Annotated in this window: 20 protein-coding genes; 2 read left to right on the top strand and 18 right to left on the bottom strand. The window is 33.5% G+C overall.

Going from position 1 to position 25,639, the window contains the following annotated elements; all coding sequences use genetic code 11:
- Positions 1–2 precede the first annotated feature (2 nt).
- From ACM55I_RS05210 to ACM55I_RS05165, 10 genes are all read right to left on the bottom strand, one after another.
- Entirely contained in the window at positions 3–695 is a 693-nt protein-coding gene (locus ACM55I_RS05210) for a hypothetical protein (RefSeq protein ID WP_416845706.1), read from the bottom strand.
- A 2-nt stretch (positions 696–697) separates the two neighbouring features.
- Positions 698–2,464 carry a DUF885 domain-containing protein gene (locus ACM55I_RS05205; RefSeq protein ID WP_416845705.1) on the bottom strand — a complete coding sequence of 589 codons (1,767 nt, stop codon included), beginning with the start codon at positions 2,462–2,464 and terminating at the stop codon, positions 698–700.
- A gap of 196 nt (positions 2,465–2,660) precedes the next feature.
- Positions 2,661–3,023 carry a nuclear transport factor 2 family protein gene (locus ACM55I_RS05200; RefSeq protein ID WP_416845704.1) on the bottom strand — a complete coding sequence of 121 codons (363 nt, stop codon included), beginning with the start codon at positions 3,021–3,023 and terminating at the stop codon, positions 2,661–2,663.
- Positions 3,024–3,110: 87 nt separating this feature from the next.
- Positions 3,111–4,019 (bottom strand): pseudouridine synthase, encoded by a 909-nt coding sequence (locus tag ACM55I_RS05195; RefSeq protein ID WP_416845703.1) that lies wholly within the window; start codon positions 4,017–4,019, stop codon positions 3,111–3,113.
- A gap of 272 nt (positions 4,020–4,291) precedes the next feature.
- On the bottom strand, positions 4,292–5,248 hold the full coding sequence (locus ACM55I_RS05190) for a geranylgeranylglycerol-phosphate geranylgeranyltransferase (protein ID WP_416845702.1): 957 nt from the start codon (positions 5,246–5,248) through the stop codon (positions 4,292–4,294).
- Positions 5,249–5,469: 221 nt separating this feature from the next.
- Positions 5,470–5,883, bottom strand: a complete 414-nt coding sequence (locus tag ACM55I_RS05185; RefSeq protein WP_416845701.1) for a response regulator — start codon at positions 5,881–5,883, stop codon at positions 5,470–5,472.
- On the bottom strand, positions 5,873–7,300 hold the full coding sequence (locus tag ACM55I_RS05180; RefSeq protein WP_416845700.1) for a sensor histidine kinase: 1,428 nt from the start codon (positions 7,298–7,300) through the stop codon (positions 5,873–5,875). The genes ACM55I_RS05185 and ACM55I_RS05180 overlap by 11 nt, the downstream gene beginning before the upstream one ends.
- 367 nt (positions 7,301–7,667) lie before the next feature.
- Complete coding sequence (locus ACM55I_RS05175) at positions 7,668–8,606, bottom strand: mevalonate kinase family protein (protein WP_416845699.1); 939 nt, start codon at positions 8,604–8,606, stop codon at positions 7,668–7,670.
- A 46-nt stretch (positions 8,607–8,652) separates the two neighbouring features.
- Positions 8,653–8,847: a hypothetical protein gene (locus ACM55I_RS05170; RefSeq protein ID WP_416845698.1), complete on the bottom strand. Its 195-nt coding sequence runs from the start codon at positions 8,845–8,847 to the stop codon at positions 8,653–8,655.
- A 34-nt stretch (positions 8,848–8,881) separates the two neighbouring features.
- Positions 8,882–9,967: a diphosphomevalonate decarboxylase gene (locus ACM55I_RS05165; RefSeq protein ID WP_416845697.1), complete on the bottom strand. Its 1,086-nt coding sequence runs from the start codon at positions 9,965–9,967 to the stop codon at positions 8,882–8,884.
- A 215-nt stretch (positions 9,968–10,182) separates the two neighbouring features.
- Here ACM55I_RS05165 and ACM55I_RS05160 point away from each other — a divergent pair, with 215 nt between their 5' ends.
- Entirely contained in the window at positions 10,183–10,659 is a 477-nt protein-coding gene (locus tag ACM55I_RS05160) for a TspO/MBR family protein (protein ID WP_416845696.1), read from the top strand.
- Positions 10,660–10,711: 52 nt separating this feature from the next.
- Here ACM55I_RS05160 and ACM55I_RS05155 read toward each other — a convergent pair whose 3' ends face one another.
- From ACM55I_RS05155 to ACM55I_RS05120, 8 genes are all read right to left on the bottom strand, one after another.
- On the bottom strand, positions 10,712–11,920 hold the full coding sequence (locus ACM55I_RS05155; RefSeq protein WP_416845695.1) for a BaiN/RdsA family NAD(P)/FAD-dependent oxidoreductase: 1,209 nt from the start codon (positions 11,918–11,920) through the stop codon (positions 10,712–10,714).
- Complete coding sequence (locus ACM55I_RS05150) at positions 11,917–12,594, bottom strand: glycerophosphodiester phosphodiesterase (protein ID WP_416845694.1); 678 nt, start codon at positions 12,592–12,594, stop codon at positions 11,917–11,919. Before ACM55I_RS05150 ends, ACM55I_RS05155 begins: the two co-directional genes overlap by 4 nt.
- A 130-nt stretch (positions 12,595–12,724) precedes the next feature.
- On the bottom strand, positions 12,725–14,434 hold the full coding sequence (locus tag ACM55I_RS05145) for an alpha-amylase family glycosyl hydrolase (protein WP_416845693.1): 1,710 nt from the start codon (positions 14,432–14,434) through the stop codon (positions 12,725–12,727).
- A 101-nt stretch (positions 14,435–14,535) separates the two neighbouring features.
- Positions 14,536–16,413 (bottom strand): glycoside hydrolase family 13 protein, encoded by a 1,878-nt coding sequence (locus tag ACM55I_RS05140; RefSeq protein ID WP_416845692.1) that lies wholly within the window; start codon positions 16,411–16,413, stop codon positions 14,536–14,538.
- Between the two features lie 164 nt (positions 16,414–16,577).
- Entirely contained in the window at positions 16,578–18,881 is a 2,304-nt protein-coding gene (locus tag ACM55I_RS05135) for a glycoside hydrolase family 65 protein (protein ID WP_416845691.1), read from the bottom strand.
- Between the two features lie 97 nt (positions 18,882–18,978).
- Positions 18,979–19,635, bottom strand: coding sequence for a beta-phosphoglucomutase (gene pgmB, locus ACM55I_RS05130; protein WP_416845690.1), 657 nt, complete (start codon positions 19,633–19,635; stop codon positions 18,979–18,981).
- Entirely contained in the window at positions 19,628–21,157 is a 1,530-nt protein-coding gene (locus ACM55I_RS05125) for an MFS transporter (protein WP_416845689.1), read from the bottom strand. The genes pgmB and ACM55I_RS05125 overlap by 8 nt, the downstream gene beginning before the upstream one ends.
- A 267-nt stretch (positions 21,158–21,424) precedes the next feature.
- On the bottom strand, positions 21,425–22,450 hold the full coding sequence (locus ACM55I_RS05120) for a LacI family DNA-binding transcriptional regulator (RefSeq protein WP_416845688.1): 1,026 nt from the start codon (positions 22,448–22,450) through the stop codon (positions 21,425–21,427).
- Between the two features lie 237 nt (positions 22,451–22,687).
- Between ACM55I_RS05120 and ACM55I_RS05115 the strand changes: the two genes are divergently transcribed.
- Positions 22,688–25,630, top strand: a complete 2,943-nt coding sequence (locus ACM55I_RS05115; RefSeq protein WP_416845687.1) for a SusC/RagA family TonB-linked outer membrane protein — start codon at positions 22,688–22,690, stop codon at positions 25,628–25,630.
- Positions 25,631–25,639: the final 9 nt, after the last annotated feature.

Here is a 25,639-nt window from a genome sequence, read left to right as displayed (position 1 = left end):
TTTTATTGTAGTGTAGAAATGAATTTTGCCATTTCAATAATACTCTTTTCATCTTTTAAGGAGTATTTGTGATCCTTTAGATAAATCGCAATTTCTTCTTTTTTAGCAGGAAAGAGATCTTGAAGTTCTTTTTTATTTCTTGGTATTGCTACCGCAATTTCGTTTTTTAGACTCAAATAATACTCTTCATTTGCTTTAACAAGTTTCGCTGGTATTGCTTCCTGATAAGAAGTTCGGGCTTCTACTGCCTTTTGCAACACAATTCGATCTCTTCTATATAAAATGACAGTATTTGTATTGTGTAATTCCGATAAGTATCCATAAATTTCGCCCTCCTTATTCCTGAAATTTAAAAGCTTTATTTTATTTTGCTTCCCAATTATAGTAATTGTGTGATAAGGATTTTGTTTAGTGAGTAAAAATCCTTGCGTATCTTCACCTTTAACTTCAATTGCGTCTGTTGCAGCATTGTAGCGTACTAATAATTTTTTATTGACACCCGAAACTTCTGCTAATTGAAAGTCTTCAATTAGGTATGGAGAACCTTCTATTTTGACTGAATCATGATTGTCGAAGTTTGGATTTCTAAAGAGAACTCCACTTGAGTACGGATCAATTTTTTCAATAATTAGCTGTGCATTAACACTAGAAATAATAAATAGAAGTAATAAGCCGTTGAATAGTTTTTTTTTCATTTTTATTTAGATTCATTTATCCAAGTATTAATTTTCTTTTCTAATAAAGCTAATGGCATTACTCCGGATTCTAATACTTTTTCGTGGAATTTTTTTATATCGAATTTGGTTCCCATTTTATCCTGAGCTTTTTTACGCAATTCCATTATTTTTAATTGTCCAATTTTATAAGATAATGCCTGTCCGGGAATTGCCATGTAGCGTTCGATTTCTGGAATTATACTTGCTTCACTTTCGGCTTCATTTTCCAGAGAATATTTAATCGCTTGTTCTCTAGTCCACCCTTTTGTATGTAAGCCGGTGTCAACCACTAGTCGTACCGCTCTATGCATTTCGTTGCCTAGCATACCAAAATATTGATAAGGATCCTTGTACAGGCCTAATTCTTTACCTAAGCTTTCCGTGTATAAAGCCCAGCCTTCGCCATAAGCGCCAAACCAATTGAATTTTCTAAAATCTGGAAGACTATTGTTTTCTTGTTGCAAGGAAATTTGGAAGTGATGCCCAGGAATGGCTTCATGCAGAAACAAATCATCATCTCCATAAACATTATAGTTAGTTACATCTGGTATTGGTACATAAAAAATACCTGGACGGGAACCATCTGCAGTACCTTGCATGTATTCTGCACTGGCTGTTTTTTCTCTAAAAGCTTCCGTTCTTCTGATTTCAAATTTTGTTTTGGGTTGCAACGAGAATAATTTATCCACATTCGGTTTTATACGGGTATAAATACGTTGGAAATTGGCAATAACTTCTTCGGGTTTTTTGAAAGGTTTTAATTCCTTTTTATTTCTGACTTCTTCAAAAAACTCTAATAAAGTGCCTTTGAACCCCACTTGAGTTTTTACCTTTTCCATTTCGGCATTTATTCGAGCTACTTCTTTCAATCCCAATTCATGAATTTCTTCGGGAGTCATTTCGGTAGTGGTCCATTGTTTTACGTAGGTTGTATATAATTCTTTGCCAAAAGGTAAACTGCCTATTCCACTTGTTGTTCTGGACGAAGGAAGGTATTCGTTTTTTAAGAATTCAGCCATTTTTTTGTGTTGTGGAATCAATTTTTCATTGATTATCGCGGTATATTTTGTCGTTAGCTCTTTTTTTACGGCGTCAGAGAAAGTGGCGGGCATCAATTTTATAGCCGAATAAAACAAATTATCTTCTATTTTTGGGTTTGCCATTTCTGCAAATTGAGGAATTAACTGTATAGTTAATGCTTTTGGTATAACAATACCTTGTTTGATTCCTTTTTTCATATACACCATAGCAGAATCAATCCAAACCGAATATTTATCCATTCTTTTTAAGAAATTAGTATAGTCTTTCTCTGTTTTAAACGGTTGTGCATTCGTTCCTCCGGCAAATTGTCCCATGGTCAAGTGCGTTCCCCAAAATTGGTGTACTGGCATTAAATTAGTAGGTTGCTTTAACAGATTTTTGCCTATTTCGACTTCCCATTTAATGATTTCGTAGCTATTTTTTTCTTCTTCAGAAAGTTTAGTTTCATCAACAGTTTGCAAAGCTTTTTCATATTTGTCAAAAAATGCAGCTTGGGATTTTCTATAACTATCCGTCATTTCAAATTGCAACTGATCGTTGTATTGGTTTTGACCATTTTGTGTTGCAGTCAAAGGATCCAGCGCATTTTTATCGTCAAAGTAGTTTTTTGTCAAGGCACTGAAATCTTCTTTTTTCTCTTTGGACTTGCAGTTTTCCAGCAATAGTAAAATAGTGAATGCTGTTAAAACAAGGGTTATTTTTCTCATAGGGATTGATGGTTAAATAGTTGTAGCTAATTTACTAAAAAAAATGGATTAGTGGTTAATATATTTCTGGGTTTATTGGAACAAAAAAGCTTCTCACATCGAGAAACTTTTTTTATTTAAACGCAATATGGTATAAAAATAAAATCCCATTTAGCCAAAAGCTAAATGGGATTTCTATTTTATTTAAAGTTCGTTTTTATCCGTGATACACTCGGGAAGCAATTATTTTATTTTCCTTTATGTCTAATACTTCTGCAACAAGCATATCTTCTTCTCCGTTCACGGTTCTGACATATTCCATAAAAACACGATCAACGTTTGCGGTAAGGGATTTTACTTTATAGTTCAAACTTGGTAAACGCTCAAAAGCATCTTGCCACCATTCCCGTAACGCATCTTTACCAGTAACAAAGCCATTAGTGTCAGGTTTGTATATTTTTAGTTTTGGACTAAAATGTACTGCATCTTCATCGTACAAAGACAATAGTTTTTCTAACTCTTTATTATTAAAAGTTTCAAACCATTTAAAAGCAATTGATTGTAATTTTTCTGGCGTCATACTAATTTAGGATTGAATTTTTAATTAAAAAAAATCCCATTTCGCTTTATGCGAAAGGGATTTCATTTTTATAATTTCAAAGAAATATTAAACGTTCTTCAAATTGATAATTTCTTGGTCTGTAAGCAATCTCCAGTTTCCTCTTGGCAAATTCTTTTTAGTTAGACCTGCAAAAGAAACTCTGTCAATACGCAATACATCATAGCTGAAGTGTTCAAAAATGTTACGAACTACTTTTACGTTAGACGATCTTAATTGTAAACCAATTTCACTTTTCGCTTCACCATCAATGTAACTTACATCTTCTACAAAAACACGGTGTCCATCAAGAGTCAATCCTTTATTTATCTTTTCTAAATCTTCATATTTCAAGTTTTTATCTAATGAAACTTGGTATATTTTAGATGATTTTTGACTTGGTAAAGTAAACTTACGAATCATATCCGTGTCGTTCGTAAACAATAATAATCCAGTTGTATTCTTATCCATTCTTCCAACAGCACCAATTTTTGCAGTTGTAGAACCTTTTACCAGTTCCAATACATTACGATACTCCTGACCTTCATCCATGGCAGTCGTAAAGTTTTTAGGCTTGTTCAGTAAGATGTACACTTTTTTCTCCGGAGTCAAAGTTGAACCGTCAAAATTCACAACATCTCCAGGTTTCACCATATATCCCATTTCGGTAACAGGAATCCCGTTTACTTTCACCGTTCCGGATTGAATATAAATATCAGCATCACGACGCGAGCACGCACCCGAATTAGCGATGTATTTATTCAAACGAATCTCGTCTTTTACTTTCGGTCTCTTTGGTGCTTGATTTGGTTTTTTCTCTACTTTATCAGTAGCGATATCGGCAACTTTAGTATTTACTTTAACTTTTTTCGGCCCTTGAGCGCGCTTCTGCATGGCAGGTTTTGGCTTATTCGAACTTGGTCTTGAGCTATTTGCTCTTGGACCACTTTTCTTATTATTGCCTTCCTTGTTATTCATAATATTCCAATAATTTGTGCAAAGATACTATTTATATAATTGACAATCAATAAGAGCCAATTATAAAAACGCTAACTATCTAGTTAATAAGCTGATTAATATCTTTTAGTTAGTCTTTTTTGGAGCTATTTCCCGCTTTCCACTCTATCTTTTTCTTTTTAAAGAAAAAAGAAAAAGGATGCCGTTGTAATCGGGGCTAACCTAATGGAGAAATTTGGGAGTTTTTTTAGGAAATGGATTCCCCTTTTTTATAATTCTCACGAAAGAGAAATCTAAATCATCATCAACAATCTTTTTCCGTGCCACAAAACGCTTGGATTGATAAGAACAATACAAAATACTCCAGCCACAATAAGGAATTTCAAGACATTGTGGAGTAACAAAAATTGTGATTTGGTGTTTGATTTCCACAAATAAAGCAAGAAAAAAATCAAGACAATAAGACAGGAATAAAAATAGATATCCATATACCCTACATCGTAAATTTCGATTAAAACATAAACGGGTAATACCGTCAGAATAGTTAAAATAGTAATCGTTTTTTTTGATGTTTCTTCGCCATAAACTATCGGAATCGTTTTATAATCATTGGCTAAATCACCTTTTAGATTTTCTAAATCCTTAATCATTTCCCTAATAAGAAGTAATAGAAATAAAAAAGTGGCATGAGCAAAAATTACTGCAAATTGACTTTTGTAACTCTCCATTTCATAGAAAGGAATTTTAGTGTAAAAATATAATAGTATCGCAAAAAAAGGTAAAACTGCCAGCAATGAAGCCATTAGGTTGCCAATAATTGGGTATTTTTTTATTTTATGAGAATAAAACCAAATCAGGAAAATATAAACCGAAAAGAATAAAAAAGCACGCCACGAAACAAACATCGTTATCAGGGCAACGATAAAATTTAGGCTGAAATAAACGCTTAGTTTAGTTTTTTGGCTGACCAATCGGTCGAGCATCGATTTATTGGGGCGATTGATTAAATCTTTTTGGCTGTCGTAAAAATTATTGATAATATACCCGGAAGCAATGGTAAGCGAGGAAGCAAAGACAATTAAGAATAAAGGAAAATCAAGTAGAATAGTCAAAGCTCTTATCTCAGGAGCGAGAATAAATATCGCCGAAAGGTATTGCGCCAAAATTATAATTGGAATGTTATACCCTCTAACCACAGAGAACAAACTTGCAATTTTCATTATAAGAAGCTTGTGCTGTCTGCTTAACATTTTTTATTAAAAGTTTTTATCAAGTTTTACAAGGTTGTGATTATGGTAAACTTATTTATTTTCAAATTTAGGATTTTGTTTTTAAAATCAACTTGATTTTTTTACAAATAAATACAGGAGAATTCTTCTAAGATGATATTACTGATAAATTTGCTGAATTAAGAGTATTTCTTAGCTGTAAATAGGGGAGAATTTTGGTTTTATCGGATTCAAAATATTGATTAGGCTGTTTTTGAAGATGAGTCAGGATAAATCATTTCGCTAAATTCCTTAACGGGCAAAGGTTTGCTTAAAAGATGTTTTACATATTTATTGCTTTTTGCTCGTGTAATATCATTAGGGTCTAATGTAGATGAAAGCATGAAAATTTGAATTTCTTTTTTCAATTCTTCAGGTAGTATTTCATATTCCGAAAGGAACTCGAATCCATCCATTTCTGGCATTTTTATATCCAATAAAATAATTAGAGATTCTTCAGGATTCCTTTTATAATTGTTAAGCCATTCAATTCCTTGTTTGCCATTATTAACAGTACATATTTCACTTATACCGAGTGTTTTTTTTAGTAATTGTTTGGTGATAATTTGATCAATTATATTGTCGTCAATTATCAAAATTTTATAATTAGACTTCATATTCTTTCGGTATAGTTACTATAAATGTACTTCCAATATTCATTACCGAATCAACTTTTATATATCCATTAAGATTTTCAACAGCTTCTTTTACCAAGTAAAGACCTAATCCAGAACCTTTATTATTGTTATTAGTTACAAAAAACATTTCAAAAATTTTGACCTGATATTCGGTATTAATTCCGATGCCATTATCTTCAATTTCTATTTTGTAAAATTCTCCCATGGTATATGTTTTAATTGAAATATACCTTTTTTCTTTTTTTTCGTCAGAATACTTAATGGCATTTGACAATAAATTATTTAAAATAATTTTTAATCTCAAACCATCACTATGCAATTCATCAATTGATAATTCTTTTACGATGGCGATTTCATCCGTGCCCTTAATATATTGATGTTGAGTAATGATCTCATCTATGATTTTAGTTAAACTGACGGGACCAATGGCTACTTTTTTTCTTTTATTTCTAGAATAATCTATTATTTCTTTTATAAATTCATCTTGCTTATCAAGGCTTTCATGCATTAAGTCTAAATAATACCTAATTTGATCTAAATCATCCTCTAGTCTTACGATTTCTATTAATCCTTTTAGCGACAAGATAGGAGAACGCAAATCGTGTGAAGCGCTATACACAAACTTGTCAAGTTCAGTATTGGCAATGATTAAATTTTTATTTTTATCGTCTGTTTCATCTTTCGAGCGTCTTAGCCTGTTAATCATGACGGAGTAGTAAATACTTACGCTGCCTATGATCACCAAAGTAAAAAATATATTGGTTAAAAGAAGATAGGTTTTAATCAAACGCGTGCCTTCCCCAAGTGATTCAGAGAAATTACGTTCGTTTTTTGTTAATTTATCAGTAATGATATTGATCCGTTGAAAAAATTTTTGCGTGTCTTCAGGTTTTAAATTATTGGTACTTATTTTTTTGTGAGAGTCAATTCCAATTGATTCTAATTGAGCAATTAAATAATCGCCTTTTTGCCATTCATTAATCGCTTTTGCTAAAAAAGGAACGGAATGAAAATATCTAAATAACCAAATTAGATCATCCAGATCTTTCTCATTATTTCTGCCTGCTCTAAATCCATTTTTGATGGTCTCAGTAGTGTCATCATTTGTCAAGCCGATTCGTGCAATTTTATCTCCTTTAGGAACACTTAATTCTTCATTGAATAATTTCCACTGAATTGGGTCCTTAGTAAAAAGATAGGTGATAAGGTGGCGGGTTGCATCTTTTTGTCCTTTAGAATAATGGGACTCTCCATTTACATACGCTCTGGATGCCGATAAAATTTTAATAGTTAGATAGTTAATGACAATCAAAGAAGAACAAGACAAAATCACTATAATCAGAGGAATGAATATATTGCGAAGCTTGAAATTTCCAACAATTTTATTTTCAGACATATTGTTCTTTTTGTAAATAGAAGTGCAAAAAAGCAGATGTTTAAAGATAGGATGTTTTTATTAAAAATGTAGGATTTTTTTTAAATTTATTTGGTAATAAGTTTTAGGAAGAATGATGTAAATTATTGCTTTTAAGTAGCTCATCGAGAAAGTGAAATTCCTATAAATTGCATTGTTATCAAAATGATTTAAAAGTATATAGTTGTACCCAAAAATAAATAATTAGGTAGGTATTCATAACAAATCAAATTGCTTCAAAATGATAATTGTGGTGTAAGTTAAAAGAGAACAAACAGAGTTCACATTATAAAATGCTTGTACAGCCTGCCTAACATTCGGGGAGTTTAAAGTTTAAATTTTTGAGCTTTTAGAACTGATAAACCACTTCTAGTTTGTAATCTTTCAACGAGATTTTGGCTTTCTCTAAATTTTCAGTAAAACCCAAGATGTAGCCACCGCCGCCAGAACCACATAATTTTAAGTAATAATCATTGCTGTCAATTCCTTGTTGCCAGATTCCGTGAAATTGTTCCGGAATCATTGGTTTGAAGTTATTCAAAACCACTTTTGATAATTTTTTGGTGTTCATGAACAAGGATTTCATATCGCCACCAAGGAAATTTTCCACACAGGCATCAGTGTATTTTACAAATTGATTTTTCAACATGGCACGGAATCCTTTGTCTTTAAGGTTTTCCATGAAAATATTCACCATAGGAGCCGTTTCACCTACAATTCCTGAATCTAACAAAAATACAGCACCTTTTCCATCTAAACTTTGTGTTGGAATTCCGGTAGCTTCAATGTTATCTTTAGAATTGATAAGAATTGGAATACTCAAATAACTGTTTAAAGGATCTAAACCAGAACTTTTTCCGTGGAAAAAACTCTCCATTTGAGAAAATATATTTTTTAATTGCAATAATTTTTCACGAGTCAAATTCTCCAGAACCGTGATTTTATTTTGTGCATATTTATCGTAAATAGCTGCTACAAGAGCCCCGCTACTTCCTACACCATAACCTTGAGGAATGCTGGAATCAAAATACATTCCAGTTTCAATATCATTTTTTAAAGTCGCTAAATCAAAAGTTACTAAGTTGGGTTGCTCACTTTGTAATGTTGCTAAATAAGTAACAAAACGTTTAAGATTGCCATTTGATTTTATTGCTTCATCAGATGGATTTTCGTCTCTTTTAAGTGCGCCGTTATAGAAATTATAAGGAATGGACAATCCTTTTGAATCACGAATAATTCCGTATTCTCCAAAGAGTAATATTTTTGAATAAAATAAGGGTCCTTTCATATATGGTCAGTAGTTAGGTAATTTGGGGCTGGTAATTTTCAATAATTTAAAAATCGACTATGTCACCACGATTTTCCTTTTGTATTACTATGTTAATTTCTTCTTGTTGCTCAGGAGTTAATTTTTCCCAAACCTCTTTTTTATTTGATTTCAAAATGTTTTTTATGGCTTCTATTGTAGCTTTGTCGTCAGTTTCTAACAACATCTTTATTAATTCTAATTTTTCAGATTGAATATCCATAACTTCAACTATTTAAAAATAAAGATATTAAAAATTATTCAATCTCAATAGCTCCATTCCCAATTTGATCACAAATGTACTGACCATTTTGACAATAGCCAACTAATTCGTCCTTAATAAATTGTAATACTTTTGGTTTATCCCTATTTGGATACAAAACATGCACATTTGCTCCGGCATCCAGTGTGAAACAAACGGGGATTTTAGTGTCATTTCTAAATTTCCAAATCGCATTAATGATTTCCAAAGTGTTGGGTTTCATCAATATGAAATAAGGCATTGAAGTCATCATCATGGCATGCAAAGTCAAGGCTTCGCTTTCTACAATTTTGATGAATTCCTGTAAATTTCCATTTTCAAAAATGGGGATTAGTTTATCCAAGTTTTCGTGAGCCTGTGCAAATCTTCTTTCGGCAAAAGGATGTTCGTGCATTAAGTCATGGCCAACGGTACTCGAAACCTGTTTTTCACCTTTATCAACTAATAAAATCGTATCCTGATAATCCTTAAAATTAGCATGAATCGGATTTGGAAATTCCACCCCAAATAAATCAGAACTTCCTGAGATATTGGCATGATTTCCCCAAACCACCACACTTCCTTTTACACTTCTACAAGCGCTACCGGAACCTAAGCGTGCTAATAAAGAAGCTTTTTGATAGAAATAGGCTGAAGTCATTTCAGGATTTAATGCTTTTTCTAAACTCATCAGGTTCATTGCTAATGCAGCCATTCCAGATGCAGATGAGGCAATTCCCGAACTGTGTGGAAACGTATTCTCCGTGTCAATTGTAAAATGGTAGTCTTTCAAAAAGGGTAAATAGATTTCAATTCGTTCCAAGAATTTTTGGATTTTTGGTTTGAAATCTTCTTTTGGTTTTCCTTCAAAAAGTAAATCAAAGGAAAATGTACCATCATTTTGTTTTTTGGCGAAAGCCAATTTGGTAATGGTTTTACAATTATTCAATGTAAAACTAACCGAAGGATTGGCCGGAATTTGATTGTCCTTTTTGCCCCAATATTTTACGAGGGCAATATTACTGGGTGCGCTCCATTGGAAATTTCCCTTTTCAACGGAATACATATATTTTGATGGAATAAAATCGTTTGCTGAAATCATGAACTTAAAAATTTATGTAAAGATACTTTTTTTGTTAATTTGTTTATCCGGTTAATCGTTAGAAAGATTTAAGTAAATTTGACCGATAAAAAAATAACCATATAAGTTATATACGTCCATTTAATGGTTTGTTTTATTAAACTTATATTTTCTTTAGTGTCTTATATGGTTTTAAAAAAAAATATCCTGTTTCAAAAATTTTTAAAAACATAAAAATGAATAAGATTACCCGAATATTAGCAATTGTTGTTACTTGTCTTGCTATTGGTTATTTCTCCGGAATAGTCACTCGTTCTGCAATAACAACATGGTATCCTACTTTAGTCAAGCCAAGCTTTAATCCGCCCAATTGGGTTTTTGCACCTGTTTGGAGTATGTTGTATATTATGATGGGCGTTGCTGCAGGATTGGTGTGGAGCCGAATTGATTTTGAAAAAGAAGCGGTTAAAAAAGCATTGATTTTCTTTACGATTCAATTGGCACTAAATGCATTGTGGTCCTATTTATTCTTTGGATTGCACAATCCAATGTTGGCAGGTTTAGAAATTATTGTTTTGTGGCTGATGATTTATGAAACCTATATTCAATTTGCTAAAATCAATAAAATTGCAGGTTATCTGTTTCTTCCGTATTTGGCTTGGGTAAGTTTTGCTGCCGTTTTAAATGGAAGTATTTGGTGGCTTAATAAATAGTTCGCAGGCCCAGTCTCAGTTTTCGGTGCGATTTGAGACTGAAAACTGAATACTAAATTGAGTTCGCCACAATAAACCCACTTGTCCATGCATTTTGGAAATTGAATCCACCTGTAATAGCATCAATATTCACGATTTCTCCTGCAAAATAGAGGTTTTCGTGTAGTTTGCTTTCCATAGTTTTGAAGTTGATTTCCTTTAAATCGATTCCGCCTGCAGTTACAAATTCTTCTTTGAAGGTGCTTTTTCCATTCACTTGAAAAGTCCCATTTGTCAACTGATTTGCCAGATTTTGCAATTGAATTTTAGATAAATCGGCCCATTTAGTTTCTGATTCAATTCCGGAAGCGAGTACCAAACTTTCCCATAACCGATTGGTTAATTCGAATGGTGATTTTTTAGAAACCGATTTTTTGGCGTGTTCTTGTTTTAATTCTTTTAATTTTTTCTCGACATCTTCTTTGTCAGCATCATTCAACCAGTTCACGAAAATAGTGAACTGATAATTTTTTTCATGCAAGATTCGGGCGCCCCAAGCGGAGAGTTTCAATATTGCTGGTCCGCTCATTCCCCAATGGGTAATTAACAATGGTCCTGTCGAGGTAAGTTTGGTGTCTTTTACTTTTACGGTTACTTGTGCCGCAACTCCGGGTAATTCTTTTATTCTGGAATCTTTGATGTTGAAAGTGAATAGGGAAGGTACCGGACTGACAACTGCGTGACCAAAATTCTGCAGCATTTCCCAGACTTTAGGATTGCTTCCTGTAGCTAAAATTAGCTTTTCGGCAAGATAGTTTTCAGTTTGGGTTTCTATTTTCCATTCATTTTCTTTCTTGAAAATAGATTGTACGCTTTGTCCCCTAAGCACTGCAATTCCCAGTTTTTGTGTGGCTTTCAGGAAACAATCAATAATCGTTTGAGACGAATTGGAAACGGGAAACATGCGTCCGTCCGCTTCAATTTTTAATTCTACGCCATGTTTTTCAAACCATTCAATAGTATCGCCAGAGCAAAACTGATGAAAAGGACCTCGTAATTCTTTTTCGCCACGCGGATAAAATTTCACTAATTCGTTAGGCTCAAAACAAGCGTGTGTTACGTTACATCGTCCGCCGCCGGAAATGCGAACTTTATTCAGAAATTCTGTACCACGTTCTAAAATTGCGACTTTCAGTTTTGGATTTTTTTCTACAATATTAATTGCCGTAAAAAATCCTGCTGCGCCACCACCTACTATTATTATATCGAAATTTTGATTCATATTCTATCTGGGAAATCTGTAATAATTCCGTTTACGTTGAATGTTTTTATTTTTTGAATGTCTTCTACTTCATTGATGGTCCAAGGGAAAACCTGCAATCCTTTTTCCTGCATTTGCTCCGTATTCTCTTTTGTTAATAAATGAAAATGCGGGTGAATTGATTTTGCCTGAATGAATTTGGCGAAAGCCAAAGCCAAGTCTAAATTGGTTTCCGTTAAAACGCCAATTGGAATTTTATCATTTAAAAACGCCACTTGTTGCAATGCATTCCAATCAAAACTGGAAACTAAAAAACGGTCGTATTTCCACCCTTTTTTAGTAACATACTTTTCTATAAGTGAAACTACTTTCTCTGCAGTGTCATAATTTTTTAGTTCAATATTGATAAAACAGTCTTGATTTACCAAATCAAAAACATCTCTTAGTGTTGGGATATTGTGTTCTCCATTTATTCGAAAGGCTTTCAATTCGCGCAAAGATAATGCATTTACAAAACCTTTTCCATTGGTCGTTCTATCTATGGTTTCATCATGGATAACCATTAATTCACCATCTGCACTCAAATGCACGTCGAGTTCAATTCCGTCCACCTGCATATCTAATGCTTTTTGGAACGAAACTAAGGTGTTCTCCGGTTCAAAACCTTTGGCGCCGCGATGTGCGATTCTAAGCATTGTTGTTTATTTTTTGTAAAGGTAAACATAATCCAAACGCCTTCATTTCTAAAGGCGTTTGGATTATTACGTTTCTCTTAATAAATATACCTAAACCGTTTTTAAAATGGTACAGGATAAATAGTATGCTCTAGTTTTTCGGTTTCGTCTCCCTTTCCTTTGCAGAGGGTTGGGGAGAGGATTCTAATAAAACAATGTCGAATTCTGAATCGATACTCACTTTCCCATTTGAAACAATCCCTGTTTTTCCAGAATACGCATCTTTTACTTTGACTCCATCTTTAAAAACGGAACCAACGGCAAGTTCTTTTTTGCCAATTGGTAAATCCAGCCCAATTACTACAGCATCTGAATAATTTCCTTTTGTGAAAGTTCTATTAAAAGTGTACGGTTTTGGTGAAATTTGCTTGTGAATTCCTGCTCCAACAGAAGGATGATTTTTTCTGAATTGACCTAATTTTTGCCAATGTAAAAGTGTTTTTTGTGTTTCAGGATTAGTCTTAATATCCTCCCAATTCATCAACGAACGTAGTGTAGCATCCCCTTGAGTTCCTTCAACTACTAATGAACGCGCAGATTCATCTCCGTAATATACTTGTGAAAGTCCTGGACTCAGTAATAATTTTGTTCCCGCTTCTTTACTTTTGGTGCGTTTTGCATCAAAAGGGCCACCATCATCATGGGAAGATAAATAGTTCAAAACACTGTAACCTTTCAGTTCATTATTTAGCTTATCAGAATATTTAGAGAAGATAAATTCATAGTCTTTTTGAGCATCCCATTTGAATTCGAAATTGATCATATTATTGAAGCCATTTTTGTAATAGTTTACTTTTTTGTCTCCAAAATCGAAAGTTTGTCCGCCGCTGATTCCATAATTATACACTTCAGCAATCGTGTAAAAAGAATTGTTATCCAATACTTTTGTAGGGTTGTTTTTCTTCCAGTTTTCAAAAGCATAGTTGCATTGTGTTTTGAAATCAGCCCAAACAGTTTCGTCAGTGTGTTTTACGGTATCGCCTCTGTAACCATCAATTCCATAATCAGCAATATAATCGGTCAGCCATTTGATGATGTAATATTTTGGTGCTTTTGGATATCCGGTGCGAATAAAAAATGCATCCAATTCTTTCATTTCTTGTTCGTAACGACCTTCTTTTTTCCATTTTTCGATTAGAAAAGGAGGTAAGTCTACATTTTGATTGCTCTCTGTTTTTACATCCGGAAGATTCGCGACTAATGTACAAGCGGTTGTATTCGCAAAAGATTTATAATCACAAGTTGGTCCCGTTCTCACCCAGTCATTTGGCCAAACCGTATCCTCAGTCGTTACTGGTCCGGTATGATTGATAACACCATCCAGAACGATTCGAATTCCGTGTGCATGTGCTTTTTCTACTAATGCAGCTAAATCTTCTTTTGTGCCAAAATTAGGGTCTAAGTTCGTCCAGTCTCTGGCCCAATACCCATGAAAGCCATAGCTTAATCCCGTTCCTTCATCTACACCATCGTGGATTTGTTCCACTATCGGTGTAAACCAAATGGCATTAATCCCCAGTTTATCAAAATAGCCTTCGTCAATTTTTTTCGAAATTCCTTTGATGTCACCGCCTTCAAATCCACGAAGTTTTCCTGCAGTTTTGGTTCTGTTGAATGAAACATCATTTGAGGTATCTCCATTATTAAAACGATCAGTCATAAGAAAATACAGATTGGCTCCTTCCCAAACAAATGGGGTTTTAGTTGTATTTTTGTTGCTTTCAGAAACCGTTTTTGTACTGCTACAACTGGTAAAAAGTGTTGTTATTGCTATTAAAATTAGCATTAAATATTTTTTCATTTAGTTGAATTTAATGATTGGTCTTTCGGTAGTTGTTTTTTGAAAAACATAATAAGTATAAGTTTCATTTAAGGTTTCTTAAATGTCTTATAGGATTTAAATTACTTCAATTCTAAAATCAAAACCGATTTTGGTTCTATTATTATTTCATTTGTTATATCAAATGTTAATTCCGAAATTACATCCTTTCCTATTTTAAAATCTTTGATATTTTCTTTAAAACGATGTGTGTTTATTTTGTGCGTTTCATTGCTGTTATTTATCAAGACCATAACCGTTTCCTTGTCATTGTATCTAAAATAGGTGTAGACATTATTCTCCGGAATATAATGTGTCATCTTTCCAAAATGAACCACTGATTTGGTCTTTCTCCAATTGAATAACTTGGCAGTAAAATCAAAATATTCATTTTGCCCAGGAGTTCTTCCTTCTTTAATGAAAGCATTATTTTCATCCCCTTCCCAGCCGCCTGGAAAATCTTGACGAATATCCGCATCACCTTTATTTTTATCACCAATCATTCCAATTTCACTTCCATAATACAATTGCGGAATTCCGCGAATGGTTGCCAGTAAACTCATTGCCATTTTGTATTTTCTAATGTCGTTTCCGTACGTTTGATTGAATCGATTGGTATCGTGATTTTCAACAAAAACCAACATATTATTGATGTTTGGATACAGAAAGTCATTAGTAAAATTGTCATATAGTTTTATCATTCCTTTGTCCCAAGAGCCGTCATCTTCGTTGAAAACTTTTGTTGTTGCTTCGTACAATGTAAAGTCCATTACGCTTGGCAAATAGGAATTGTAATTTTGAATTTGGCCTATTTTACTGTCTTTTTGCCAATACGCCATTTGAGCTTGGCTTTGCATCCAAACTTCCCCTACGATATTGAAATTGGGGTATTCATCTGTGATGGATTTGGTCCACGTAGCTATTCCTTTTGGATCAGAGTAATTATACGTATCTACTCTAAAGCCATCTAAATTTGCATATTCAATCCACCAAATTGCATTTTGAATCAGGTATTTTAATGCCAAAGGATTCGATAAGTTTAAATCTGGCATTGATGGTGCAAACCAGCCATTCAGGCATGTTTCGGTATCAATTTTAGAGGCATGCGTATCGTTTATAACCGTTCTTTTATGATTGGTTTGTGTGTAATTTTCAAACTGATTGATCCACCCTTTTGTAGGTAAATCTTTCATCATCCAATGTTTAATTCCCCAATGATTGGTTACATAATCCATAACCAATTTCATGTTTTTTTTATGCATTTCAGAAGATAATCGTACGTAATCTTCATTGGTTCCGTAACGAGGGTCTATTTTATAAACATCAGATTGACCGTAAGTGTGATACGAAAAAGAAGGGTCGTTATCTTCACAAAGTGGCGTGCTCCATATTGTCGTTGCTCCAAGAGAAGATATGTAATCTAAGTTTTTTATAATCCCTTCGATGTCACCTCCATGTCTGCCTCCGGGTAATTCCCGATTGTATTTTTCAATGGTGGAGTTTTCGCTGTCATTATTTCTGTTTCCATTGGCAAAACGATCTGGCATCAATAAATACATCATATCCGAGGAATCGTAACTTTTGCGTTGAGCGGAATTTTCTCTTCTTTTCTTTAAAGAATATTTTTGTGTGAACGACTCTCTATTGTTATTTTTGAAAGTAAAAATCAAATCGGTTGCCGGCACTTTTTTCGTGTCAATAGTGATGAAAATATAGTTAGGATTTTCAGTTCGGGTAACGTTTGTGATTTTTATTGCATTAGATACTGAAACTTGATATTGCGCTATATTTTTACCGTAAAAGAGAATTTGCAATTCCGGATTTTTCATACCCGCATACCAAAAAGGAGGTTCGACCTTTTGAATTTGAGCGTTTAAGGATAAAGACATAAAGAAAAGGAATAAGGTTATTTTTTTTAGAAAGCTCCTATTTATGAAAGGGAATGTAGCAATTTTATTCATTATTTTGTACTTTTTAGTGATATTAAATTTGTAGTTAGGAGAAAACTATATTTTAAAAACTGTTGATAATTAAACAATCCCAATAAAAATTGGGATTGTCTGTGAGCCTTTGAGGCCTCTTACTAAATGATAGAATTGACTACAAGTTCCAACAATTAATTTACTTATACGGATACTGATTGATTAGCCAAAACAGCGATTTCTTTTCCGTTGACGACTATAGATAAATCTTTTTGACCATCGATTGAAAATGAAGTTTCTTCATGAGTAATGTCCACTTTCAAAATTTGATTTCTGAAATTTATTTTAAAGGAATAACCGTTCCATTCTTTTGGAATTTTTGGAGAAAAATGAAGTTTGTCTTCTTTAATTCTCATTCCGCCGAAACCTTCCACAATACTCATCCAAGTCCCGGCCATTGAAGTTATATGGCAGCCTTCTTCTACTTCCTTATTATAATCATCTAAATCAAGACGTGAAGTTCTTAAATAGAAAGTATACGCCATATCCATTTTGTCCAATAGCGCCGCTTGAATCGAGTGCACGCAAGGCGAAAGTGAACTTTCATGAACTGTAAAGGATTCGTAAAATTCAAAATTATTTTTCAGTTCTTCTTTCGAAAAATGATCTTCAAAGAAATAGAAACACTGTAAAACATCGGCTTGTTTGATATAAGGCGAACGCAAAATTCTATCCCAAGACCATTTTTGGTTGATTGGTCTTTGGCTTTTGTCTAAATCAGCCACTTTTACTAAATCTTTGTCCAAGAATCCGTCTTGTTGCAAGTACACATTATGTTCTTCCGAAAAAGGGAAGTACATATTATCAGATACTTTTTTCCAAGATTGCAATTCAGAATCCGAAATTTTAACTTTCTCCGAAATTCTTTTGTGATCCGATGGATATTCCAATGATACTTTTTGAATCTGTTCGTACGTATAATCCAAACACCATTTTGCAATATAATTGGTATAGAAATTATTGTTTACGTTGTTTTCATATTCGTTTGGTCCTGTAACTCCAAGGATAACATATTTGTCAAGATTAGTCGAAAAATTAGCTCTTTGATGCCAAAAACGTGCAATTCCTATTAATACTTCCAGTCCTTTTTCAGGAATATAACTGTAATCTCCAGTGTATCTGTAGAAGTTATAAATCGCAAATGCAATGGCGCCATTTCTATGAATTTCTTCAAATGTAATTTCCCATTCGTTATGACATTCTTCTCCATTCATGGTCACCATTGGATACAAAGCAGCGCCGTTTGTAAATCCTAATTTGGCAGCGTTTTCAATGGCTTTGTCCAATTGATTGTAACGGTATGTCAATAAGTTTCTTGCTACTTCCTGGTCTTTTGTTGCCATGTAAAATGGGATGCAATACGCTTCAGTGTCCCAATAAGTAGATCCGCCATATTTTTCTCCTGTGAAACCTTTTGGTCCAATATTCAAACGGGAATCTTTTCCTAAATAGGTTTGGTTCAACTGAAAAATATTGAAACGAATTCCTTGTTGCGCTTTCACGTCACCATCAATCGTGATATCCGACATTTCCCAAATTTTTGCCCAAGCCTCAATTTGATCTTGTAACATTTGGTCGTATCCTTTTGCTAATGCAGTTTGAATCACTTTTTCGGCAGCAGTTTGCGTATTTACATGATTCAAAGAAACAGTGTAACCACCAATTTTTTGGATTGATGATTTTTGGCCTTGAGCCACAACAACATCATAACTAAATTTGATTTTATCTGAAACAGCTTCGATATTGGAAGGAGAAATACTTGTTTTCTCTCCTTTAATCAAAATGCTATTCTGCATAAAAGTAGTTACCTTGAAATGCGTCTTGAATGTCTGTGCAGTTATAAAAGCTTCGTTTCCTGATTTTTTGACATCAAGTATTTCCCAGAATTTTTCTTCCCAGTTCGCATCTTCATTGGTTACACCAGCATCAATATAAGGTTTGTAAATTATTTTCGCATCCTTATTTAAAGGTGTGATTTCGTAATTTATGATTCCAACTTCATCTAAAATTATAGAGAGGAATCGACGGATATTTACAGAGATTTCAGTCCCATTTTTTAAAGTTGCCTCAAAAGAACGGTGATACCAGCCTTCTTTCATATTTAATTCCCGACGAAAGTTTTTGACCTCTGAACAGGTGTTCAAATCTAATTTTTCACCGTTGATTTCGATTTCAATTCCAATCCAATTTGGCGCATTGAGAACTTTTGCGAAATATTCTGGATATCCATTTTTCCACCAGCCCACTTTGGTTTTGTCAGGATAATATATTCCGGCAATGTAACTTCCTTGAAATGTTTCGCCGCTATAATTTTCTTCAAAATTCGCACGTTGTCCCATTGCTCCGTTACCAATACTGAAAAGACTCTCAGATGATTTTACGCTCTCTACATCAAATCCTTCTTCAATGATCGACCAATTGTCAGGTTTTATATAATCTTGATTCATTTTTTCTAATTTAAAAATTCAATGATTTAAAAATTCAAGGATTGTTTTTTGATTATACACAATCTTGTCTTTTTTTACTTTTTTGAATCTTGTTTCTTTATTCTTTAATTAATTCTTCTATAAAATCGGTATCTATTTCCGTAAAGTCTTTGAAGATGTATTTTGCTTCATGTAAAACAGTCGCTTCACCAATTCCTACACTTGTCATTTTTCCGATATTGGCGGCTTGTACACCAGCTACTGAATCTTCAAAAACGATAGCGTTTTCTGGACTTATATTTAATAGTTTAGCCGCAATCAGGAAAACTTCCGGATCAGGTTTCGCGTTGGTAACATCATTTCCATCTACAACAACATTGAAATAAGATAATATTCCAGTTTTCTCGAGAATTGGTCTGGCATTTTTACTTGCTGAACCTAAAGCGATAGGTTGATTTTTTTCTTTTAAAAATTTTAAAATTGTAAAAACACCAGGAAGAATTTCACTTTCATTCATATCTACCAAATAGGTTAGATAATCCTCGTTTTTTTGAATTAACCATTTGTCTTTGTCTTCTTGTGAAGCTTCAACATTTCCTAATTCTAAAATTATGTCTAATGAACGCACTCTGCTAACTCCTTTCAAAAGTTCGTTATGTTCGAGTGTGAAATCAATATTTAATTCTTTTGCAATTTTTTGCCAAGCCAAAAAATGGTATTTGGCGGTGTCAACAATAACTCCGTCGAGGTCGAAGATGAATGCTTTTTTATTCATTGATTGTAATTTTTGATTCGTCATTAATGGTAAGAGCAATAATTCCCGCAAGAATCATTGATGCTCCACCAATCAAAAGTGCATAAATAGGTTCGTTATTAAAAAATTTAGAAACTAAAAATCCTAAAATGGATGCAGCAACTAATTGTGGTATTACGATAAAGAAGTTGAAAACGCCCATATAATATCCCATTTTGTTAGATGGTAATGAACCGGATAACATAGCATACGGGATTGATAAAATACTTGCCCAAGCTATTCCAACACCAATCATTGGAAGCCATTCCATAGTGAATGCAGTTGGTTCTGATATAAAATAAATAGAGATAAGACCAAGACCACCACAAACTAATGCCGCAAAATGGGTGAATTTTCTACTGGTATATTTGGCTAATAATGGCAGTAAAAAAGAAGCAATTGCCGCAATTAAATTATAATTAGCAAACATTTCGCCTACTTGATTTGCGCCGGTATTATAGGCCGTAGATGTGGTGTCTGTTGTTCCATAAATGTGTTGGGTAACTGCAAGAGTGGTATAAATCCACATGGAGAAAAGCGCAAACCAGGAAAAGAATTGAACCCATGCCAATTGTTTCATGATTTTTGGCATAAACTGAAAATCATTCATAATAGTTACGAATCCATTTTCAGTATTATTTGTTTTTTGCATTAATCCGGAAAGTAACATAGCCAATCCGCCAAGACCAATAAGTCCCAGTGATAAAACGTATAAATCTTTCTTTAAATCAAATTCATAGATGGCTAACGAAAATAGTACACTAACAATCAGGAATGAAATTCCCTTTGTTAGATGTGATTTTGCATTAGATGCAAACCAATCAGCAGAATGTTCTTCTTTTATAAAAGTGTCTTCTTTGTGTTTTTCAAAAGCGGCTAATTCTTCCGGAGAATATTCTTTGGATGTGATAACTGTCCATAGTACCGTTATGATAAATACAATTCCACCGAAGTAAAAGGAATATTTCACCGAATCTGGAATGATACCTAGAGGAGCTGTGTTTTGAACTCCGAAATGGGTAAAAATCAAAGGCAGTTTTGAAGCGAAATAAGCACCAATACCAATGAAGAAACTTTGCATAGCAAATCCCATCGTACGTTGTTTTTCTGGCAGGTTGTCTCCAACAAAAGCACGAAATGGTTCCATTGAAACATTGATAGACGCATCCATGATCCAAAGCATTCCTGCAGCAATCCAAAGCACTGGGGAATTAGGCATTGCAAATAAAGCCGCCGAAGCTAAGATTGCACCTGCTAAAAAGTAGGGTTTTCTTCTTCCTAATTTTGTCCAGGTTCGATCTGAAAAATAGCCAATAATTGGTTGAATAATTAATCCGGTCAAAGGAGCAGCAACCCATAAAATTGGGATGTCGTCAATATTAGCACCTAAAGTTTGAAATATTCTACTGACATTCGAATTTTGCAAGGCAAAACCCATTTGAATTCCCAGAAATCCGAAACTCATGTTCCAAATTTGCCAGAAACTTAATTTACGCTTCTCCATTATCGTAATTTAAAAATTAATACGATAAGCGCTATGCTTATCAAAACTTGTCTTATTTTCGAAGTAAAAGTAAAAGCTTTGATGGGGTAAATATAAAAATATATTTCAAACTTTTATTTTTTAGAAACAAATAAGGTAAAAGATTATCAACTACAAGGTTGTAGTAATGAATATTATACACCTAATTTAAAAATTAGTCGCAGTTTTCAGTCACAGTTTTCAGAAAGAAACTGAAAACTGAAAACTGTGACTGAAAACTGATAAATTCTACGAGGTAGATTCTCTTTCGATTAAATGAGTTTCAATTACTTCTGTTTTATAATTTTCTGCTTCATCATCCTCATGTTCTGCTTCCAATCTTTCAATAAGCATTTTTGCTGCTTTATTTCCCATCTTTATACCACTTTGACTAACGGTTGTAATGGTAGGAGTAGAGTATTTTGAAATAATTCCATCCGTAAAAGCAATAACAGCTAAGTCTTTAGGGACATTGAGTCCAATTTTGTTAGCCGTTTTAATGCAGATTACAGCAAAAAGCTCATTAACGGCAAAAACGGCATCAATCGCTTTGTCTTCCAATAATTTTCCGATGATTATTTCGCAAGTTTCAACGTCTTCGATTTTAATAATTAGATTTTCATCAAAAGGGATGTTGTTGTCTAATAATGCTTTTATGTAGCCATCCGTACGCAGTTTGCCGACACTGACATAATCAACGGTAGTAACCAGCGCAATTTTCTTTCTTCCTTTATCAATCAAGCTTTGAACTGCTTCATAGGCTGAAAGTTTGTCGTCAATAATAACCTTATCGCAAAGAATTTCATTGGTAACGCGGTCAAACATTACGACTGGCATTCCTTGGTCAATTACTTCGGTAATATGGTGGAAATCACCTTTGAACTGGGTTTCTTTAGAAAGGGACATAATGAAGCCATCGATACTTCCATTGGCAAGCATTTCCATATTAAGGACTTCTTTGTCAAAAGAATCGTCTGACAGGCAGATGATTACGCTATATCCATTTTCGTTTGCAACCTGTTCTATTCCATTGATAACAGTGGAGAAAAAATGATGAACAATTTCAGGTATGATAATCCCTATGGTTTTTGTTTTTCGATTCTTTAAACTCAGGGCAATATTATTGGGTTTGTAGTTGTAAAATTTGGCGAAAGCTTGCACTTTTAGTCTGGTATCTTCTCCAATTTCTAAACTATTTCTTAAAGATTTTGAAACTGTAGAAATCGAAACGTCAAGTTCTTTAGCGATTTGTTTAAGCGTTACCTTCCTTTTCATAAATTGTAAAATTGATAAAAATTATTTTCGTAATAAAGATATGATTTGTTTTTATTAATGGCAATTTATCCCTTAAATAATTAGAAAATAAAGAAAGTTTTCAACACTATCACGTTTTCGTAAACCAAATAAAAAGGGGGTTTGTCGGGCGTGACAAAATTTACATAAATTTAACATTCGAAGTAAAATTAAAAGTTAAAAACACATCCAAATTTCAAATTAATTTAAACAAAAAGTATGAAAACAATTTATAAAAAGTTGTTATTTTTATTACTACTACTGCCTCTTAGTATTCTGGCTCAGAATACTCTTAATGGTGTTGTTCTTGACAAAGTATCAGGACAGCCCATTCCTGGAGTAAATGTAAATGTTCAAGGCGTCACAAATGGTGTTTCAACAGATTTTGATGGTAAATATCAGTTATCAAATGTTAAGAAAGGCGATAAAGTCGTTTTTTCTTTTATTGGTTACAAAAATACTGTTGTTAATTTTGATTCCCAAAAAGCATTAAGTGTTTCTTTGGAAGAAGATTCAAATCAACTGAAAGAAGTTGTAATCCAAGTGGGTTACGGTACCGTTAAGAAAAAAGATGCAACAGGAGCAGTTACTGTATTGACATCAAAAGATTTTAATAAAGGACCGGTTACCTCTGCGGATCAAATGATTCAGGGAAAAGTAGCGGGATTGCAAATCATTAATGGAGGTGGTTCTCCTGGTGTTGATCCTGTTATTAGAATTAGAAGTGGGTCTTCCTTATCAGCAAATAATGATCCTTTGTATGTTATTGATGGGATTCCAGTTGCAAATGGTGGAGTAGAAGGTGGTAGAAATCCATTGGCCACTATTAATCAAAATAATATAGAATCTATTTCGGTATTGAAAGACGCTTCTGCAACGGCTATTTATGGTTCTCGTGCCTCAAATGGAGTAATTATTATTACTACCAAAAAAGGAAAATCAGGCGAATTGAAAGTAAGTTATAATGCAAATCTTCAAGTTTCTGAAATCACTAAAAAAGTAGATGCTTTATCAAGTACACAATTCAGAGATTTTGTGGCGGCTAATGGTAATGCTGCTCAACAAGCATTAGTGGGCAGTGCTAACACAGATTGGCAGAAAGAAATATACAGAACCGCTATTGGTACTGATCATAATATCGCATTAAGTGGCGGTACTGATAACGTAGTTTATAGAGCTTCTGTAGGTTATGCTAATTTGAGTGGTATCTTAAAAAGAGATAATGTAGAGAGAACAACTTTAGGCGCTAACGTTACGGGTAATTTCTTGGACAAACATTTAAAAATTGAGTTTAATAATAATACTTCTTTAATAAACAGTAATTACAGTAATAGTGGTGCTATAGGCGGTGCTGTTGGTTTTGATCCAACTCAGCCTGTAAGAAATGCAGATGGTACTTACTTTCAATGGTTGACTTCGCCTACAGAGATTAATCAATTAGCGGGTGTGAATCCAGTTTCTCAAATTGAGCAACAAAATAATTATGGTGGTTTTTATAGAAGTCTAGGAAATGTGCAAGTAGATTACAAAATGCATTTTCTGCCAGAATTGAAAGCAGTTGCTAATTTTGGTTACGACGAAATGAGTGGAACCGGTTATGGTAATACAGCAGCTGATTATCGTAATGGTCTTAAAGGTTCTGGATATAATAATTCGTATAAAAATATTGAATCCAGAAACAATAAGTTGATGGATTTGTATTTAAACTACAACAAAAAAATAGAATCAATCGCTACACAATTTGATGTAACTGGTGGGTATTCTTATCAAGATTTTAAGGAATCTAAACATAAGTCAGGTTATAATTTTGAAAATAACCTAACAACAGAAGAATTATTTACTCCAACTCGTATTAATTTGCAATCTTTTTTTGCAAGAACTAATATAACGATTGCGGATAAGTATTTAGTAACGATGTCTTATAGACGTGATGGAACTTCAAGATTCACACCTGAATATCGTTGGTCAAATTTCCCTGCAGTAGCTGTAGCTTGGAAAGTGAATGAAGAAAATTTCTTGAAAGATGTAACTACTATCTCTAGTTTAAAACTTAGGGGTGGTTGGGGTATTACAGGACAACAAAATATTGGGAATCCATATCCTTCTATTCCGTTGTATTTAGCTTCAAACAGTGCTGCGCAATATCAATTAGGAAATACTTTCTATACAACATATAGACCGCAACCATACAATAGTAATCTAAAATGGGAACAGACAACTACCGTTAATGCAGGAGTTGATTTTGGACTTTTTAATAACAGAATTACAGGTACAATTGATGCGTATCAAAGAACTACTAAAGATTTATTGTTATTCACAGATAATCCAGCATTTTTTGGATTCTCAAATGCAGACAATTATAATATTGGTACAATAGACAATAAAGGGATTGAATTGGCGGCAGAAGTAGTGGCTGTAAGAACAGATAATTTAGAATGGACTATAGGTGGTAATATTACTTTCCAAGACTCTAAAATTACTAAATTGACTACAACTCAGGACAACACTCCGGGAATTACTGACGTAGGAGGTATAGATGGAGGAACAGGTAACTATATTCAAAATCACCAAGTAGGATATTCCCCTAATACTTTTTTAGTTTATGAACAAGCTTATGGAGCAGATGGGAAACCACTTGACGGAATTTTTATAGATAGAAATAAAGATGGTGTTGTGAATGCGGATGATAAATACCGTTTCCATAAGCCGGCAGCCGATGTGTTTTATGCATTTAATACAAGTGTTACCTATAAAAATTGGGACATGGGAATGAATTGGAGAGGATCTTGGGGTAATTTTAATTACAACAATGTAGATTCTAATAAAGGAGTTTACAATAATATATTAACAAGAAATACAGATTTGAATAACGGAGTTGCTAATCTTTTAGAAACAGGTTTTGCTAAATCAAATGATTTGCAACTGCATTCTGATTATTATATTCAAAATGCTTCTTTTATCAGGTTAGATAATGTAAGTGTTGGGTATACTTTTAATCAAAAACCAAATTCAAGCTCATTAGTTAAATTAACCTTAGCTGCTCAAAACGTTCTTATCATTACTAAATATAGTGGATTAGATCCTGAGATTTCTGGAGGTATAGATAAAAATTTATATCCAAGACCTATTACTTTCACTTTAGGGCTAAACGTTAATTTCTAATTCAAATAA

Origin of the sequence: Flavobacterium algoris (assembly GCF_048158525.1) — a bacterium.
Taxonomy (GTDB): Bacteria; Bacteroidota; Bacteroidia; order Flavobacteriales; family Flavobacteriaceae; genus Flavobacterium; species Flavobacterium algoris.
This window is presented reverse-complemented; position numbering and strand designations above follow the sequence as displayed.

What these genes read in the sequence shown, in the direction of transcription:
- ACM55I_RS05210 (WP_416845706.1), bottom strand. Translation starts at nt 695, where the DNA reads ATGAAAAAAAAACTATTCAACGGCTTATTACTTCTATTTATTATTTCT.
- ACM55I_RS05205 (WP_416845705.1), bottom strand. Translation starts at nt 2,464, where the DNA reads ATGAGAAAAATAACCCTTGTTTTAACAGCATTCACTATTTTACTATTG.
- ACM55I_RS05200 (WP_416845704.1), bottom strand. Translation starts at nt 3,023, where the DNA reads ATGACGCCAGAAAAATTACAATCAATTGCTTTTAAATGGTTTGAAACT.
- ACM55I_RS05195 (WP_416845703.1), bottom strand. Translation starts at nt 4,019, where the DNA reads ATGAATAACAAGGAAGGCAATAATAAGAAAAGTGGTCCAAGAGCAAAT.
- ACM55I_RS05190 (WP_416845702.1), bottom strand. Translation starts at nt 5,248, where the DNA reads ATGTTAAGCAGACAGCACAAGCTTCTTATAATGAAAATTGCAAGTTTG.
- ACM55I_RS05185 (WP_416845701.1), bottom strand. Translation starts at nt 5,883, where the DNA reads ATGAAGTCTAATTATAAAATTTTGATAATTGACGACAATATAATTGAT.
- ACM55I_RS05180 (WP_416845700.1), bottom strand. Translation starts at nt 7,300, where the DNA reads ATGTCTGAAAATAAAATTGTTGGAAATTTCAAGCTTCGCAATATATTC.
- ACM55I_RS05175 (WP_416845699.1), bottom strand. Translation starts at nt 8,606, where the DNA reads ATGAAAGGACCCTTATTTTATTCAAAAATATTACTCTTTGGAGAATAC.
- ACM55I_RS05170 (WP_416845698.1), bottom strand. Translation starts at nt 8,847, where the DNA reads ATGGATATTCAATCTGAAAAATTAGAATTAATAAAGATGTTGTTAGAA.
- ACM55I_RS05165 (WP_416845697.1), bottom strand. Translation starts at nt 9,967, where the DNA reads ATGATTTCAGCAAACGATTTTATTCCATCAAAATATATGTATTCCGTT.
- ACM55I_RS05160 (WP_416845696.1), top strand. Translation starts at nt 10,183, where the DNA reads ATGAATAAGATTACCCGAATATTAGCAATTGTTGTTACTTGTCTTGCT.
- ACM55I_RS05155 (WP_416845695.1), bottom strand. Translation starts at nt 11,920, where the DNA reads ATGAATCAAAATTTCGATATAATAATAGTAGGTGGTGGCGCAGCAGGA.
- ACM55I_RS05150 (WP_416845694.1), bottom strand. Translation starts at nt 12,594, where the DNA reads ATGCTTAGAATCGCACATCGCGGCGCCAAAGGTTTTGAACCGGAGAAC.
- ACM55I_RS05145 (WP_416845693.1), bottom strand. Translation starts at nt 14,434, where the DNA reads ATGAAAAAATATTTAATGCTAATTTTAATAGCAATAACAACACTTTTT.
- ACM55I_RS05140 (WP_416845692.1), bottom strand. Translation starts at nt 16,413, where the DNA reads ATGAATAAAATTGCTACATTCCCTTTCATAAATAGGAGCTTTCTAAAA.
- ACM55I_RS05135 (WP_416845691.1), bottom strand. Translation starts at nt 18,881, where the DNA reads ATGAATCAAGATTATATAAAACCTGACAATTGGTCGATCATTGAAGAA.
- pgmB (WP_416845690.1), bottom strand. Translation starts at nt 19,635, where the DNA reads ATGAATAAAAAAGCATTCATCTTCGACCTCGACGGAGTTATTGTTGAC.
- ACM55I_RS05125 (WP_416845689.1), bottom strand. Translation starts at nt 21,157, where the DNA reads ATGGAGAAGCGTAAATTAAGTTTCTGGCAAATTTGGAACATGAGTTTC.
- ACM55I_RS05120 (WP_416845688.1), bottom strand. Translation starts at nt 22,450, where the DNA reads ATGAAAAGGAAGGTAACGCTTAAACAAATCGCTAAAGAACTTGACGTT.
- ACM55I_RS05115 (WP_416845687.1), top strand. Translation starts at nt 22,688, where the DNA reads ATGAAAACAATTTATAAAAAGTTGTTATTTTTATTACTACTACTGCCT.